The organism is Ureibacillus xyleni, from assembly GCF_900217795.1.
In the GTDB taxonomy this organism is placed as follows: Bacteria; Bacillota; Bacilli; order Bacillales_A; family Planococcaceae; genus Ureibacillus; species Ureibacillus xyleni.
In genome coordinates this window covers 23,450-39,683 of the sequence record NZ_OBMQ01000005.1, presented here as the reverse complement: position 1 = coordinate 39,683, position 16,234 = coordinate 23,450, and the positions used below count along the sequence as shown (strand labels likewise).

The 16,234-nt window shown below is 35.3% G+C and carries 15 protein-coding genes; 3 read left to right on the top strand and 12 right to left on the bottom strand.

The features are described 5' to 3' along the window. Positions 1–2: 2 nt before the first annotated feature. A complete protein-coding gene (gene yycF / locus CRO00_RS08725; RefSeq protein ID WP_097073307.1) occupies positions 3–713 on the bottom strand; it encodes a response regulator YycF in 711 nt (236 codons plus the stop codon). A 288-nt stretch (positions 714–1,001) separates the two neighbouring features. Continuing rightward, positions 1,002–2,474, bottom strand: a complete 1,473-nt coding sequence (locus tag CRO00_RS08720) for a peptidoglycan DD-metalloendopeptidase family protein (RefSeq protein WP_097073306.1) — start codon at positions 2,472–2,474, stop codon at positions 1,002–1,004. Between the two features lie 475 nt (positions 2,475–2,949). Here CRO00_RS08720 and CRO00_RS08715 point away from each other — a divergent pair, with 475 nt between their 5' ends. Further along, a complete protein-coding gene (locus CRO00_RS08715; RefSeq protein WP_237658372.1) occupies positions 2,950–3,789 on the top strand; it encodes a YitT family protein in 840 nt (279 codons plus the stop codon). Positions 3,790–3,851: 62 nt separating this feature from the next. Here CRO00_RS08715 and CRO00_RS08710 read toward each other — a convergent pair whose 3' ends face one another. The 9 genes from CRO00_RS08710 to rpsF form a co-directional block, all read right to left on the bottom strand. Further along, positions 3,852–5,750 (bottom strand): serine hydrolase domain-containing protein, encoded by a 1,899-nt coding sequence (locus CRO00_RS08710; protein WP_097073304.1) that lies wholly within the window; start codon positions 5,748–5,750, stop codon positions 3,852–3,854. Positions 5,751–6,031: 281 nt separating this feature from the next. Then, positions 6,032–7,318, bottom strand: a complete 1,287-nt coding sequence (locus CRO00_RS08705) for an adenylosuccinate synthase (RefSeq protein ID WP_097073303.1) — start codon at positions 7,316–7,318, stop codon at positions 6,032–6,034. A gap of 202 nt (positions 7,319–7,520) precedes the next feature. Beyond that, positions 7,521–8,879, bottom strand: coding sequence for a replicative DNA helicase (gene dnaB, locus CRO00_RS08700; RefSeq protein ID WP_097073302.1), 1,359 nt, complete (start codon positions 8,877–8,879; stop codon positions 7,521–7,523). 12 nt (positions 8,880–8,891) lie between these two features. Continuing rightward, positions 8,892–9,341: a 50S ribosomal protein L9 gene (gene rplI / locus CRO00_RS08695; RefSeq protein ID WP_097073301.1), complete on the bottom strand. Its 450-nt coding sequence runs from the start codon at positions 9,339–9,341 to the stop codon at positions 8,892–8,894. Further along, positions 9,338–11,311 carry a DHH family phosphoesterase gene (locus CRO00_RS08690; protein ID WP_097073300.1) on the bottom strand — a complete coding sequence of 658 codons (1,974 nt, stop codon included), beginning with the start codon at positions 11,309–11,311 and terminating at the stop codon, positions 9,338–9,340. The genes rplI and CRO00_RS08690 overlap by 4 nt, the downstream gene beginning before the upstream one ends. A 12-nt stretch (positions 11,312–11,323) precedes the next feature. Beyond that, positions 11,324–12,265 carry a YybS family protein gene (locus tag CRO00_RS08685; protein WP_097073299.1) on the bottom strand — a complete coding sequence of 314 codons (942 nt, stop codon included), beginning with the start codon at positions 12,263–12,265 and terminating at the stop codon, positions 11,324–11,326. A 273-nt stretch (positions 12,266–12,538) separates the two neighbouring features. After that, positions 12,539–12,775, bottom strand: a complete 237-nt coding sequence (gene rpsR / locus CRO00_RS08680; RefSeq protein ID WP_097073298.1) for a 30S ribosomal protein S18 — start codon at positions 12,773–12,775, stop codon at positions 12,539–12,541. Positions 12,776–12,833: 58 nt separating this feature from the next. Beyond that, positions 12,834–13,406, bottom strand: coding sequence for a single-stranded DNA-binding protein (gene ssb, locus CRO00_RS08675; protein ID WP_097073297.1), 573 nt, complete (start codon positions 13,404–13,406; stop codon positions 12,834–12,836). A gap of 39 nt (positions 13,407–13,445) precedes the next feature. Further along, the gene (gene rpsF / locus CRO00_RS08670; protein WP_097073296.1) at positions 13,446–13,733 is read right to left on the bottom strand and encodes a 30S ribosomal protein S6; all 288 of its coding nucleotides are present in this window, start codon (positions 13,731–13,733) and stop codon (positions 13,446–13,448) included. Positions 13,734–13,903: 170 nt separating this feature from the next. On the opposite strand from rpsF, the gene CRO00_RS08665 reads away from it, so the two are divergent. Beyond that, the gene (locus CRO00_RS08665; RefSeq protein WP_097073295.1) at positions 13,904–14,443 is read left to right on the top strand and encodes a DUF3267 domain-containing protein; all 540 of its coding nucleotides are present in this window, start codon (positions 13,904–13,906) and stop codon (positions 14,441–14,443) included. A gap of 17 nt (positions 14,444–14,460) precedes the next feature. Beyond that, the gene (locus CRO00_RS08660) at positions 14,461–15,018 is read left to right on the top strand and encodes a metalloprotease family protein (protein ID WP_097073294.1); all 558 of its coding nucleotides are present in this window, start codon (positions 14,461–14,463) and stop codon (positions 15,016–15,018) included. 43 nt (positions 15,019–15,061) lie between these two features. Here the strand turns inward: CRO00_RS08660 and ychF are convergent, their stop codons facing one another. Further along, positions 15,062–16,162, bottom strand: a complete 1,101-nt coding sequence (gene ychF, locus CRO00_RS08655; RefSeq protein ID WP_097073293.1) for a redox-regulated ATPase YchF — start codon at positions 16,160–16,162, stop codon at positions 15,062–15,064. Positions 16,163–16,234: the final 72 nt, after the last annotated feature.

Below are 16,234 nucleotides of genomic sequence, written 5' to 3'. Positions count from 1 at the left end.
CATTACTCCTGTTCAGGATTCCGTAAATAATAACCTACCCCACGGCGCGTCACAATCCAGTTTGGATGACTTGGGTTATCTTCAATTTTTTCACGGAGACGTCGAATTGTAACGTCCACTGTGCGAACATCCCCAAAATAATCATAACCCCATACCGTTTGTAATAAATGTTCTCGTGTCATTACTTGTCCAATATGTTTCGCTAAATAATGAAGTAATTCAAATTCGCGGTGAGTCAATTCAATGGCTTCCCCGCGTTTTAACACGATGTAAGCATCAGGTTGAATAATTAAGGCACCTACAGTAATATCATTTGACTCTTCTTTTGTTTCTTCTACTTGAGCTGATACTTTAAGACGACGCATATTTGCCTTTACTCGTGCAATTAATTCTCTCGTACTAAAAGGCTTCGTCACATAATCATCTGCTCCCATTTCTAGTCCGAGCACTTTATCAATTTCCGATCCTTTTGCAGTTAACATGATGATGGGAAAGTCGTATTTTTTTCTAACTTCACGGCAAACTTCCATGCCATCACGTTTTGGAAGCATAATATCAAGTAGCATTAAATCTGGTTGAGATTCTTCAATTTTTTCTAGCGCCTCATCACCATCATAAGCACAAATTACTTGATACCCTTCCTTTACTAAGTTGAATTGCAAAATATCTGCAATCGGCTTTTCATCATCCACAACTAATATCGTTTTTGTCATAAATTTGTCTCCTTCTCTTTTCTCTATCTATAGTTAAGTATGTTAAGTTTAATTTTTCCTATTATTAACTCTATCATGCTTTACGTTTCGATGCATTATACTACCCCACACTCCATTATATCAAACAAAGTGTTACAACGTTTAAGCTGAGGTTACAATCAGATAACACTGAATTGCAATATAGGAACATCGATGCATAGTTTTATTTTCTGGGGAATATATTTCGACAAATTATGAGGTCTAATTATAAAAGAAAAGACAGCCCATTGTGTTTGGACTGTCTTATAATTAGTTTAATAATGATAATGGATTTACGTACGACCCATTTTTATGAACTTCAAAGTGAAGATGAGTACCTGTTGATCTTCCTGTTGAGCCCATGATGCCAATAATTGAACCTTGTGGAACAACTTGACCAACACTTACTTTAATTTCTGATAAATGTGCATATACTGTTTCATATCCATTATTATGGTCTACAACGATTTTTTGACCATATGTTCCATCCCAACCAGCAAATGTAACGACCCCGTTATCTGAAGCAGTGATATTATAATTTGATGGTCTAGCAATATCCAATCCTCGGTGGAATTCACCCCATCGATTCCCCATATTACTTGATACGTATCCACCTGAAGTTGGCCAAGCAAATGCACCTGTTCCGCGATCTGAAACAACTTTCGTACCAACTACAACAACACGATCACTAGGTTCAGAAAGCACGGTCTCTTCTGTCACAGCTTTTTCTACTCGATTACCATTTAATTCTGTAATCACATATTCAACTTCTTTTTTCCCATATTCGCCTTCTTGTTTAACAACCTTCTCGCCTTTATACATGGAGTCGTTTTCTTTCACAACTTTTGTGAAGTCGATTTTTTCTATTCTTGCTTTTTCATAGACAACTTTTATGTTTACTAATGGTTTCTCCACTGTTACATTCAGTTTTTGACCAATTTGTAATAACGAATTTTCGTTTATATCAGGATTTAGTTTTAAAAGCTCAGCCATTGATAAATTATGCTTCTTTGCAATTTTCCCAAGAACATCGCCTTCTTGAACAGCGTATAGCTCTTTTTCTACTGAACCCGATTTTAGATAATCTACTGCCTCATCAGGACTTAAAATTTCTGCAGGATTTGCTTTTGTATCTTCTACAGTAATATTTTCAACGATTGAAACTTCCAATAGTCGTGTTTCATTTTTCTTTAAGTCGGGTAAATCTGTAGTAGTATTATTTTCTAACTGTTGTAACTGTTTTTCTGTTACGTATTCAAGTTTTAATTGACGAATTGCTTCTTCAAAATCTTGTTCATCTTTAAAATAAGCAACTGGTTCTTCATCAATTTGCAATGCATAAGCAGGTGTTTGAACTTCTAATTCTGTGTTTAATTTTTCTAATGTGCTAGAGTCATTTGTATCGAATGAGAATACATGCTCAGGTACTAAGGAAACATCCGAGCTAGCATCTACTTCCATATTTTTATATTGTAAACTTGCTTCTTGTTCTTTTTGTTCGACAATTTCTGTTACTGCTTCTTCACTTGAGACAGGTCCAATATATGTATCACCTAAATAGACATGATAAATCTTATTAATTGTTTCTTTGCTTTCTTCTCCATTGGCAAATGCTAAGTTAAATGTTACCGTGGATAAAAGAGCAGCAGTTAAAGCTATTTTTTTAATAATCTTCTTTTTTTTAGAATCCAGACTTGTATATTTCATTGAAAAGTCTTTTTTCGATTTCCACTTCGAACTCATAATGAAGCCCCTTCCAAAGGTGACCCTATCCTGAGGGTATTTTTTCCATGTGAATTTTCACACCTTAATTAATTTACCACAATACACCTATTGGTTGAACTGCCATGAGTCTTTTGTAATGAAAATGTATTATTTGCACGTTTTTTGTTACAAGATAGTATTTTAGAACTAAAAATAGCTGTTTCGTCTTTTGAAAATTGAAACAAATTTTAGTTTATTATTATATTTCGAGTTTTTTCGACATTATTTTTATTATTTTTTAATTACACTGTATTTTAAACTACTTTAAAATTCATGGAGAAATTTTATATTCCTAGTTTCATTTCTTTATAGTTTAAGGAATAATTATAAAGAAAGGCTTTTTTATTACCCGATGGATTGACCCTTCATATAAAACAAAAAACATGAAATTAATAGAGATTGGGGAGAATTTATGGATAAAGGTGCCAAACATTCTGAAGTAAATAAAATTCCTATGAGACATCATATATTTCGAATCATAATGGTAATTGTAGGTGCATTAATTTTTGCAGTAGGTCTTGAATTATTTTTAGTTCCAAACAATGTAATGGATGGAGGGATTGTTGGGATCTCCATTATTACATCTCATTTATTTGGTTTGCCTGTCGGTGTTTTTATCTTCATATTAAACCTCCCTTTTATATACATCGGTTATAAACAAATTGGGAAAACCTTCGCATTAACCACTGCCCTGGGAATTACAATCCTTTCAATTGCCACGGTAATTATGCATCACGTACATCCTTTTACAAAAGATTTATTACTAGCCACTGTATTTGGCGGAATCTTATTAGGTGTTGGTGTTGGCCTAGTTATCCGCTATGGTGGTTGTTTAGATGGAACCGAAGTTTTAGCCATTTTGTCGAATATCAAACTTCCTTTTTCTGTTGGAGAAATAATTTTATTTATCAACTTAATCATTTTCACCGTTGCAGGTTTTGTATTTACTTGGGAACAGGCAATGTACTCGGTAGTGGCATACTATATTGCATCAAAAGTAATTGATGTTGTCGTGTTAGGGATGGAGGAATCTAAATCCGTTTACATAATTAGTGAGGACATTGAGGAAATAGGACAAGCCATATTACATCGTTTAGGTCGTGGTGTTACATATTTACATGGAGAAGGGGCTTATACAGGAGATAATAAAAAGGTCATATTTTGTGTAATCACTCGATTAGAAGAATCAAAAATGAAAGAAATTGTCCGCAGTATTGATAACCAGGCTTTCCTCGCAATAGGGAATATAAGTGAAGTTAAAGGTGGTCGCTTTAAGAAGAAAGGGATTCACTAATATAGTTCAAGCATACCTATATGAATTAAGGCTACTCGATTATCGAATAGCCTCTTTTCTTATCATGCTATTATATTAAAGAAATTCCAATTAATAAGTACAATGACTAACAACACAAGAATGACCCATGTTGATAAGCGAATGGATTTTTGCTTTCTTTGTAGTGGAGCACGTTTTGTATATAAGAAACTAATTAACATACAGATTATTGCACCAGCTAGTAACGCCCAATTGCAAATAATATGCCATTTAATGACATCAATTTTTATTGACATACCTGAAAATGTTCGTACAATCAAGAATAAATTATTGATGATAAACATTGCTCCTACGAGGATAATAGCAGAATGCCATTTTCTCTCCGTTTTTATCAATCCTGATAGATTTTTCTTTCGATTACGTAACCAAGATACACCACTAACTATTAAACCAATAATAAAGTAAAGCAAGCTTAATCCTAATATCCCAATGCTGATATAATACCAAATCAATTGGCGATCCCATTTTAAAGGTAAGTAATCGGCAATTTGACCTGTTGAGATACGTTTTAATTCACCATCAACAATTTCAAAATATAATTTATCGCCTATCAATGATTTTCCTACTACTTCATAAAGGTAGGGACTTGTCTGGACATAGGAGCCTTCCATCCCCATACTAGTTACTTTAATTTCATTTTCACTCACTGCCTTCACTTTCGCCATCGTCATGAAACCTAAGAACCCTTCTACATAACTACTTTCAGAATTACGTGCTGATACATAAGATCCTTCAATTTCCTTTGCACTTGGCAATTGTATTTCAGTGACGGAGACAGGAATTTGTTTATCCCTCTTACCCATTAGTAAATCAACTAATCCATAGCATAAATCCATTTCACCTGCAGCATTCGTTAATACGATGACACCGAAGTTTTCCTCTGGTGCAATGACCATATTTGAACTGAATGCAAGTGTATTCCCACCATGACCAACCCCTCTTACTTGACCATCATATTCCCAGAAACCATGGGCATTTGATAAAATTTCAGTATGTGGGGTACCACTTTGAGATAGCATGTTATCTAGTGTTTCACGAGTTTTAAAAAGTGGGCTATTATCTTTGTTGTTAGGCATTAACGCAATAGCAAAATTTGCTAAATCATGAAGCGTACCATTAACTGAGCCTGCTGGATATAACGGTACATATGACCATCCAGCTTCTATGAATTCTTCTTTTACTTTGATATAACCAGTCGCCTTATCTTGCTCGAGCTCAGGATAATCTTCTAATACTGGGTGTCCAGAAGTTTTCATCATGTTTGCCTTTTTAAAAATGTTGTCCCTTTCATATTCTGAAAACTCGCTACCTGAGATTTCCTCCACTATATATCCAGCAATTGCAGTGGCATAGTTAGAATAGGCAATGGTAGAACCTGGATCATATATTTGTTTTGGCTGGCCATTAACTAGAAGTTCTTTTAATGGAACAACTTCTTCTTTGGATGTGTAAATTAAATCAAATGGATACTCTTCAAAACCAGCTGTATGATGCATTAAATCATAAATAGTAATTGTCTTTTCATAGTTTAATTGATTACTGAATTCTTGCGGGAGATACGTCTTAATATCACGATTTAATTCTATTTTTCCTTGTTCAACAAGCTGCATAATAGAAGTCCAAACAAATAACTTGCTAATTGAACCATATTCAAAAACTGTTTTTGCTGGATCAATCTCTTCCTTTTTACTAACATTTGCATAGCCATACCCTTTTGAGAAGATGATTTCCCCATCCTTCACAATTGCAACTGCAGCTCCAGGAGAAGATTGATTAATATACTCTTCAACATAAGAATCAATCTCCTTTTCTAAATTATCAAAGACTATGCCAGATGGTGTCTCCATTGAAGCTGCATTCGTAGGATTTACCGTAAATATCAAAAGGCATAAAGAAAAAAGAACACTTAAAATTTTCCTCATAACTTCCCTCCATGTTTAGTACCTAATAATTCCAATACCGTCAATAATAGTAACCTTAAATTGGATATTATCATAGCGAATAATTGTTTACTTTCTGTTAACTTAATCAACCATTGATTGTTTCTATTTAGGTTTTGGAGGAAGATTGGAGGCATTTTCTTTTTCAATGTTTGTTAAACCCATAGAGTGAGTGCGCCTGTTGTAGGTTTACGGTGCAGAACAAACGTCGTTAAAAAAATACTAACTGCTAACGGTCTAGTACCATTAGCAGTTAGTATTTATTACTCCCAGATTGGATTTACTACATTCGTTTGTTCTCGGGCTGGGCCTACTGAGAATGTCATTAGGTTGATGCCTGTTAGTTCTACGATGCGTTCTACGTATTTGCGTGCGTTTTCTGGTAGTTCTTCTAGTGTACGAACGCCTGTGATATCCTCTGACCAGCCTGGAAGTTCTTCGTAAACTGGTTCACATGCTTCAATTACATGTAAGCTTGCTGGATATTCAGTAATGATTTCACCGTTATATTTATAAGCAGTACAGATTTTTACTGTTTCTAAACCAGATAATACATCGATTGAGTTTAATGCTAAGTCTGTAATCCCACTTACACGACGAGAATGGCGTACTACTACTGAGTCAAACCAACCTACACGACGAGGACGGCCAGTAGTTGTACCATATTCGCGTCCTACTTCACGAATTTGATGACCTACTTCATCAAATAATTCAGTTGGGAATGGACCGTCACCAACACGAGAAGTATACGCTTTACATACGCCAACAACACGAGATACATGAGATGGTCCAATACCCGTACCCGTTGTTACACCACCTGCAACAGGGTTAGAAGAAGTAACAAATGGATATGTACCATGGTCAACGTCTAACATTACGCCTTGTGCACCTTCAAATAATACACGTCCACCTTCATCTAATACATCATTTAATACTTTTGATGTGTCTGTTACATATTGCGCTAATTCTTGACCATAGCCGTAGAACTCTTCGAAAATATCTTCAAATTTTAAACCTTCTACTTCATAGTATTTCTCGAATAAGCGGTTTTTCTTTTCTAAATTCTCACGTAGCTTTTGTTCGAAAATTTCACGATCAAGTAAATCCGCAATGCGAATACCCATACGTGCAATTTTATCTTGATAACATGGACCAATCCCTTTACATGTTGTCCCGATTTTTTTATCGCCACGAGATGCTTCGTCTACTTTATCTTGGTAAATATGATATGGAAGAATTACTTGTGCACGATTTGAAATACGTAAATTTGATGTATCAATACCGCGCTCTTGTAAACCTTTTAATTCAGTTATTAAAGATTTTGGGTTAATTACCATCCCATTCCCCATAACTGACGTTTTTTCTTTATAAAAAATACCTGATGGAATTAAATGCAACTTATACGTTTCACCGTCAAATTTAATTGTATGACCTGCGTTATCCCCGCCTGAAAACCGAGCGATTACATCTGCTTTTTTAGATAGGAAGTCAGTAATTTTACCTTTACCTTCATCTCCCCATTGTGTCCCTACAACTACAACTGATGTCATATCAGCACCTCCGCTAGACATTACGTCCTTTTTCCCGCATTAATTAAAAGCAAGACAGTTACAAATAGTATGTCCTACTTTCTTTAACTATATCAAACAGAACTATTGTAACAATGATTCATCATATAAGTCAATGAAGAATAAGAAAAAACACGAACATATAATTGAAAAATTTCAACTAACGTTCGTGTTCCAAATATTTTTATGCATTCACTGGTTGTGGATGTTGCGACCAATCTATATTAATAAATTTATTAAATTCCTTTTTAAAGGCAAGTGTAACTGTACCTGTTGGACCATTACGCTGTTTTGCGATAATGATTTCAATCATATTTTTGCTTTCAGATTCTTTATCATAGTAATCATCACGATATAAGAAAGCTACAATATCCGCATCTTGCTCGATACTTCCTGATTCACGTATATCACTCATCATTGGACGTTTATCTTGACGTTGTTCTACACCACGGGATAACTGAGATAGAGCAATAACCGGAACTTTTAATTCACGCGCCAAAGCCTTTAAAGAACGGGAAATTTCAGATACCTCTTGTTGACGGTTTTCTCCGCTACGACCACTACCTTGAATCAATTGTAAGTAATCGATGAGGATCATACCTAAACCATTCTCCTGGTGAAGGCGTCGACATTTTGCACGAATCTCGCTAATACGTAGACCAGGTGTATCATCAATATAAATCCCCGAATTCGATAAACTGCCCATTGCCATCGTTAACTTGCTCCAATCTTCAGAAGTTAGAGCACCGGTACGTAGGGCTTGAGCATCAATATTCCCTTCAGCACAAAGCATACGCATTACAAGTTGTTCGGCCCCCATCTCTAGGGAGAATATTGCTACATTTTCACGTGCTTTTATTGCTACATTTTGTGCAATATTTAAGGCAAAGGCTGTTTTCCCTACAGAAGGGCGGGCAGCTACAATGATTAAATCATTACGTTGAAACCCAGCTGTCATTCGATCTAAGTCACGGAAACCAGTTGGAATGCCAGTTACATCTCCATCACGAAATTGAAGTTGTTCAATATTGTCGTATGTTTGAACGAGTACATCTTTAACATGTTTAAAGTCGCCAGCATTTTTACGGTTCGCAACTTCCATTACTTTCTTTTCAGCATCAGATAAAAGCGCTTCTACTTCATCTTCCCGTGTATAACCTTCTTCAACAATCTTTGTGGCAACACGAATTAAACGTCGTAACAATGCCTTTTCTTCTACGATTTTAGCGTAATAAGCAATATTGGCAGCAGTAGGTACAGCATTGGCAAGCTCTGTTAAATACGAAAGACCACCAACATCCTCAAGTTCCTTCTTTACTGAAAGTTCCTCTGTAACAGTGACAACATCTATCGCTTTCCCTTGGTCACTTAAATCTAGCATCGTTTGGAATATCTTCTGATGACTTATACGATAAAAATCTTCAGGAAGTAAAATTTCAGATGCTGTAATTAAACTTTGTGGCTCAAGGAATATGGCACCGATAACGGATTGCTCTGCCTCATGGTTATGCGGTGGAACGCGATCCATCATGCCTTCGTTCATAGAGTTCTCTCCTTACGCTTCTTCTGTAACGTGTACCTTTAAAGTAGCTTTTACTTCTTGATGAAGCTTCACTGGTACATTTGTAAAGCCTAAAGAGCGGATACCTTCGTTACATTCCATTTTACGTTTATCAATTTTAATTCCAAACCCTTTTTGAAGTGCTTCAGCTATTTGTTTTGTAGAAACTGAACCAAATAGTCTTCCACCTTCACCTGATTTTGCTTTAATAACGACAGTTAATTTTTCTAACTCTTCTTTTAAATCTTTTGCTGCTTGTAATTCAGCTGCTGCATTTTTCTCAGCTAATTTTTTTTGACCTTCTAATTGGCTTAATGCTTGATTTGAAGCTTCTACAGCATAGCCATTTTTAATAAGGAAGTTTTGTGCATAGCCATCTGCAACATTTTTAATTTCACCTTTTTTTCCTTTACCTTTAACATCTTTTAAAAATACTACTTTCATTCTTCATTTCTCCCCTCGAGTATATCTATTATTGCATTATTTAATAAAGAAATAGCCTGATCGATTGTATCCGCGTCGATTTGACAAGCAGCATTTGTTAAGTGACCGCCACCGCCAAGCTTTTCCATGACAAGTTGCACATTGAAGTCTCCTAATGATCTCGCACTAATACCAATTAATCCATCAGGTCGATGGGCAACCACAAAGGATGCGGATACGTCTTTAACTGTAAGTAAAATATCAGCAGTTTGAGCAATTAATACAGAGTCATATATTTTATTTTCCTGCCCATATGCAACGGCAATTCCTGGATAAACAAACTCGACCGTCTGGATAATTTTCGAGCGCTCTATATACGTATCGATATCTTCCTTTAGTAATTGCTGCACTAATACAGTATCAGCTCCATTTGTTCTTAAATAGGAAGCAGCTTCAAAGGTCCGTGCTCCTGTTCGAAGTGTAAAGCTTTTCGTATCTACAATAATACCTGCTAAAAGTGCAGTCGCTTCTAGTTTTGTTAGTTTTTCATCTTCTGGCTGATATTCTAACAATTCCGTAACCAACTCAGCTGTAGACGATGCATAAGGCTCCATATATACAAGTGTTGGATTTTTAATAAAATCCTCCCCTCGTCGATGGTGATCAATGACAACAATCTTTTCAGAGCGTTTTAAAAGTCGATCATCCGCAACTAAAATCGGCTTATGGGTATCGACTATCGCAACTAGTGACTTTTCCGTCATTAATGACAATGCTTCTTCTGGTGAAATAAAGTATTGATATATATCGGAGTTTCGCTCGATGTTCCCCATTAACCGATTAACACTGCCATTTAATTCATCAAAGTTTAAGACGATATAGCCGTTAATTTTGTTCTTTTGTGCCATTTTTCGTACACCAATTGCAGCGCCTATAGAGTCCATATCAGGATTTTTGTGTCCCATAATAAAGACTTGGTCGCTCTCAATTATTAGGTCTTGTAAAGCGTGAGAAATAACACGGGCACGAACTCGGGTACGCTTTTCAACAGGATTTGTTTTTCCACCATAAAATCTTAACTTTCCATTAGGCTGTTTGATTGCCACTTGGTCCCCGCCACGACCTAAAACTAAATCAAGGCTAGATTGAGCTAACTCACCAAGTTTAATAAGGGAACTAGAGCCCGCTCCTACACCAATACTTAGTGTTAATGAAAGATTTTTTTGAGCAGTTTTTTCACGAATATCATCTAAAATAGAAAACTTTTTCTTTTCAAGTTCAGTTAAAATTTTCTCATTTAATATCGCTAAGAAACGATCCGAGTTAATGCGCTTTGCAAATATCCCATGGGAAGAAGCCCACTCATTAATTATTGAAGTTACTACTGAATTAATTAAACTTCTAGATTGGTCATCCATTCCTTGCGTTAACTCGTCATAGTTATCGATAAATAAAATAGCTAGAACAGTTCGATCTGCATAATATTGTGATTCAATTTTTAATTGTTCTGTTACATCAAAGAAGTATAATAGCTTTTCCTCTTGTTTGTATACGACTTTATATTTTCGGTCGTTTATCGTAACTGTTTGCTCTCGCTTTTCATCGGATTTTGTTAAGTTATACAACTCATCCGAAAGAATAAACATCTCTTCGCCAATTAAGGACTCTTCATCAAGCACTTGAGACATGTACGGATTTGCCCATTCAATAATAAATTTATCGTTCACGAGCAAAATTCCAATTGGCATTTCCAAAAGTGCTTCAGATCCAACCTTTTTCATTCGAAACGAAAGAGATTCGATATGTTTTTCTGTATTAATAAATGTGATTTTCTCAATCTTCCACGCATATATTACCGCAATGCTATAAAAGAGCAAATAGGCTAAGCCAAACCAAATATTCCAAATGGATATAATAGTGGCGCCTATTAGACCAATCATAGTTAGATACATAAGAGGATGTCGAATTAGCCGCTTCCTATAAGTATCCATTTTATCAGCTCCCTACCTCTGAATCTTCCCTTTGACAAACGAACGGATGTCAAAGCCTAAATCAAAAATCCCAATTAGCAAAACAAAGGAATATAATGGAATGGCCATAATCGTTGCTAGTACTTTTAAAATACTTGGTGAACCGTAAGCATCAAGGCAAAAGTGAATGAAGGATATCCCTTGAAGTGTCAGTAGCAACCATAAGACCATCGATAAATTTAAGCAAATAACATAAAGAGGTGAACCAGTTTCAGGGCTAATAAATAAGTTAATTGATAATAAAATTAAGTAGTACCATAAGATTGATCTTGGTAAACGCAGGTTTTTGAATGTATTAAACTTTGGTACATTTACTCCAAAGCGCTTCAATAACGGTAAGTTACTTGTAACAATAATAAACGTAAGGAAGAATACACCTAATACAATAGCTGCTGGTAAAGCCATTTGCATTGTATCAAACATTTGATTCAATGTTTTTTCATCAATTGGTGCTTGCCCTGTTATTCTTTGCGATAATTCAATTGATTTTTCGTACTCATTCCTTGTCATTTGCATAGCTTCTTTTATGAAATCAGTATTGAGTAATTTTATTGAAATAACATATTGCAAAGCAAAGGTAATAAGTACTGTAATTCCAGAAGACATTAATAAGTAAACTTTACTTTTCTTTAATCGAAGGGCATCACCCATTACAACTCCAATAGATGCACAAATAACAGCTAAAGGAATGATTAATATACTTCCAATAAAGAAGCTACTTATACAGCCCATTATTGCAACTAATATTGCAGAGCCACGATCAAATTTTGCGCTGTACCATGCTAGAGGTAGAGGTGCAAAAATAATCGCAACAAGGTTAACAATTGGTACATAAAAGGCAATTGCAATTAATATCGAAAATAATGCAACCATCATCGCACCATTTACTAATTTTTTGGTTTGATTATTCGGCATGGAAACCTTCCTTTTAAATGAAAACTTAGCTGTTTAATGTAATATCAGCTTTAGAAGTCATCGAAATACATACTTTGGAAGTATAAAACTCCCCAAGTACAAGTCTTACTCATTCATATATTGTACCATTTTTTTAGTTAGTCGACAAAAAAGCGCAAGCATTTGCTATTTATATTTACAAAAAATGCAAATAAAAAGTCGACAAAATTTACAAATAAATTTTGTCGACTTTATTATATGCGTAAAAAATATGCTTCGCTTTTTTAATTAGGCTTATTTATCTTCAGCTACGAATGGAAGTAGTGCCATGATACGAGCACGTTTAATAGCTGATGTTAATTTACGTTGGTATTTTGCACTTGTACCAGTTACACGGCGAGGAAGAATTTTTCCACGCTCAGAAATGAACTTTTTAAGTAAATCTACATCTTTATAATCGATTGTAGTAATGTTATTTGAAGTGAAGTAACAAACTTTACGGCGTTTGCGGCCTCCGCGACGTTGTGCCATTTCTATGTTCCTCCTTTATTATTTTTGTTTAGTTTCAGAACTTCTTACGCTTTTCTTATTAGAACGGTAGGTCATCTTCTGAAACTTCGATTGGTCCTTTGCTTGATGCAAATGGATCCTCATCAACACGTGTATAATTTTGCTGATTCATAGAAGGTTGACTTTGTGGATATGAAGCAAATGGATCTTGTTGTTGACCCATATTACCAAATTGTTGATTTGGTTGGCTTGTACTATATGTAGGTTGGTTGCCCCCATAAGATTGCCCTCCATATTGTTGATTTGGCATATTTGCTCCACCACCAACATTGTTACGAGGTTCTAAAAATTGTACAGAATCTGCAACAACGTCTGTTGTATAAACACGTTTTCCATCTTGACCTTCAAAACTACCTGTTTGAATTCGACCTTCTAGACCAATCAAACTTCCTTTTCTCATGAAGTTTGCTAAGTTTTCTGCCTGTTTTCTCCAAGCGATACAGCCGATAAAGTCTGCTTCGCGTTCACCTGATTGATTCGAGAATGTTCTATTTACAGCGATTGTAAAACGAGTCATCGGAATTCCACTTGGTGTATAACGAAGTTCTGGATCTTTCGTAAGTCTTCCAACTAATACGACACGGTTTATCACAATGTCAACCTCCTTTGCAGCGTTTATTAGTAAATTTTATTATGCTTCTTCACGAACAACGATGTGACGGATAATGTCTTCGCTGATGTTAGCAAGACGAGTAAATTCGTTGATTGCTTCTGTAGCAGCGTTTGCTTTCACGATTTGGTAGAAACCTTCGCGGAAGTCGTTGATTTCGTAAGCTAAACGGCGTTTGCCCCACTCTTTCGCTTCTACGATTTCAGCACCGTTTGAAGTTAATACTTCATTGAAACGTTCAACTAAAGCTTTTTTAGCTTCGTCTTCGATGTTTGGACGAACGATGTACATTAATTCATACTTTTTCATTATTTTGCACCTCCTTATGGACTTTGGCTCTTGTACTTTACAAGAGCAAGGAGTAAGTAATATATACTCACATCGTAGAATTGTACCATGACTATTAAATAAATGCAACAAAGAATGTTTCATTCAAAAAAGGAATGAAAGTCGATATAATGTTTTAGAGGAGTGGAGAGATGTCTGATATTAAGCAGCCGATTGTTATTGAGTTAAATATGATAAAAATTGCAAAATTAAATTTGTGGCTTACCATACTATTATCCATACTTTTTGTTATAGTTAACAGTTTAATTTATCATCGTTTTAGTGCGTCATTTTCATTTTGGGATATTTTTATCTTTATAGTTGGTTATATCATTCTTATCGCTTTGCACGAAATATTCCATCTATTGGGGTTTATGATCTTTGGAAAGGTAAAATTTAAACAGCTTCATTACGGAATCAATTTAAAACTTGGAGTTGCTTATGCTACCACTTCAAAACCTTTAAAAAACGCTGCCATGAAAAAAGCGTTAATGCTTCCTTTTTGGACAACTGGTGTTACTCCATCTCTAATTGGCTTTATGTATGATTCCTTTTTAATCGTTATACTAGGAGCTGTACTTATTGCTGGTGCGGTTGGGGATTTTTACATGTATAAAGAGCTTCAAAAATATTCTAAAAATGCTCTTGTAAAAGATGATCCCAATCTACCGAGACTTTACGTATATGAATAATCTTAAGAGGTGGACAAATGTCAGAAAATGTACATATCGTTTCAATAAATGAACAAAAAATAATGAAACAGACCATTATTTTAACCGTGCTTTTAAGCATTCTTTTTGTCGGTATTAATTATTACTTACATCCTGATTTTGACTTTAGTATTTTGCGCTTTTTAATTGGGATTATAATTTTCATCGTCGTCTCGTTACTTTTAGTCGTAGTTAATGAAATTCTAAACCTACTCGGGTATCGATATCGTTGTAAAGTAAAACCGGAATCTTTATCATTGTCAATCCACCTTGAAAAAGGGCTAATTTACTCTACTACTTCTGAAAAAATAACAAACGGTCAATATCAATCGGTATTTTTAACTTCCTTTATGATTACTGGGGTCATTCCGTTAGCTATCGCATTTTCACTTGGTAATTATGCATTGTTATTAGCCAGTGCTTCTTTTATTGCAGGCGGTTTAGCGAATTTCATTGGGATGTTTAAACTAAGGAAATTCCCTGATGATGCTTTAGTAAAAGATGTACCCGCAGAATTTAATGTTTATGTTTATTTGGATGAAAAGAAACATAAGTAAAAAAAAGTCGATTTTGCAAAATGCAAATCGACTTTTTTTCATGTTAAACATTAAAACGGAATAACATAACGTCTCCATCCTGGACTACGTATTCTTTACCTTCTAAACGAACTTTACCAGCTTCTTTTGCTGCAGCCAATGATCCTGCCTCTACTAAGTCATTGAAAGAAACTGTTTCCGCACGAATAAATCCGCGCTCAAAGTCTGAGTGAATAATTCCAGCACATTGTGGCGCTTTCATACCTTTTCGGAACGTCCAAGCACGAACTTCTTGAACACCAGCTGTGAAATATGTTGCTAAACCTAATAAATCATAGGAAGCACGAATAAGTTGATCTAATCCTGATTCTTCAATACCTAGTTCTTCTAAAAACATTGATTTTTCTTCGTCATCTAATTCAGAAATTTCTTCTTCTACTTTTGCGCAAACCGTGATTACTTGTGCTCCCTCAGCCGCTGCATATTCACGAACTTGTTTCACATATTCATTATTATCTGCATCAGCAACTTCTTCTTCAGAAACATTTGCTACATACAGCATTGGTTTAATCGTTAGTAAATGAAGACCTTTTATTACTTTCAACTCGTCTTCTGATAAGTCGACAGATCGAGCTGGTTTTTCATTTTCTAAAGCTTCTTTGATTTTGACTAAAACTGGTTCTTCCACTAAAGCTTCTTTATCTTTTTGTTTTGCCATTTTGCTTACACGTTGTAAGCGTTTTTCAACGGATTCCATATCAGCTAAGATAAGCTCTAAGTTGATTACTTCAATATCGTCAATAGGGTTTACAGAGCCTGAAACGTGTGTAATATTTTCATCTACGAAACAACGAACCACTTGGCAAATTGCATCTACTTCACGAATATGAGACAAAAATTTATTCCCTAATCCTTCTCCTTTTGAAGCCCCTTTAACTATCCCTGCAATATCCGTAAATTCAAAGGCAGTTGGTACTGTTTTCTTTGGTTCTACAAGTTCTGTTAATTTATCTAAACGAGCGTCTGGAACTTCTACAACTCCAACGTTTGGATCAATTGTAGCAAATGGATAGTTTGCTGCTAATGCCCCTGCTTTAGTAATTGCGTTAAATAACGTTGATTTACCAACGTTTGGTAATCCTACGATACCTGCTGTTAATGCCATTGGTTGGACACGACCTTTCTCTAAACAATCAATTTTATTTTCTACGTTTTTTAAACCATTGTTAATTATAGG

Bases quoted from the DNA above. Each gene is read 5' to 3' on its own strand.
- CRO00_RS08720 (WP_097073306.1), bottom strand. From the start codon at position 2,474: ATGAGTTCGAAGTGGAAATCGAAAAAAGACTTTTCAATGAAATATACA.
- CRO00_RS08665 (WP_097073295.1), top strand. From the start codon at position 13,904: ATGTCTGATATTAAGCAGCCGATTGTTATTGAGTTAAATATGATAAAA.
- CRO00_RS08685 (WP_097073299.1), bottom strand. From the start codon at position 12,265: ATGCCGAATAATCAAACCAAAAAATTAGTAAATGGTGCGATGATGGTT.
- CRO00_RS08660 (WP_097073294.1), top strand. From the start codon at position 14,461: ATGTCAGAAAATGTACATATCGTTTCAATAAATGAACAAAAAATAATG.
- ychF (WP_097073293.1), bottom strand. From the start codon at position 16,162: ATGGCATTAACAGCAGGTATCGTAGGATTACCAAACGTTGGTAAATCA.
- dnaB (WP_097073302.1), bottom strand. From the start codon at position 8,879: ATGAACGAAGGCATGATGGATCGCGTTCCACCGCATAACCATGAGGCA.
- rpsF (WP_097073296.1), bottom strand. From the start codon at position 13,733: ATGAAAAAGTATGAATTAATGTACATCGTTCGTCCAAACATCGAAGAC.
- CRO00_RS08690 (WP_097073300.1), bottom strand. From the start codon at position 11,311: ATGGATACTTATAGGAAGCGGCTAATTCGACATCCTCTTATGTATCTA.
- CRO00_RS08705 (WP_097073303.1), bottom strand. From the start codon at position 7,318: ATGACATCAGTTGTAGTTGTAGGGACACAATGGGGAGATGAAGGTAAA.
- CRO00_RS08715 (WP_237658372.1), top strand. From the start codon at position 2,950: ATGAGACATCATATATTTCGAATCATAATGGTAATTGTAGGTGCATTA.
- CRO00_RS08710 (WP_097073304.1), bottom strand. From the start codon at position 5,750: ATGAGGAAAATTTTAAGTGTTCTTTTTTCTTTATGCCTTTTGATATTT.
- yycF (WP_097073307.1), bottom strand. From the start codon at position 713: ATGACAAAAACGATATTAGTTGTGGATGATGAAAAGCCGATTGCAGAT.
- rplI (WP_097073301.1), bottom strand. From the start codon at position 9,341: ATGAAAGTAGTATTTTTAAAAGATGTTAAAGGTAAAGGAAAAAAAGGT.
- rpsR (WP_097073298.1), bottom strand. From the start codon at position 12,775: ATGGCACAACGTCGCGGAGGCCGCAAACGCCGTAAAGTTTGTTACTTC.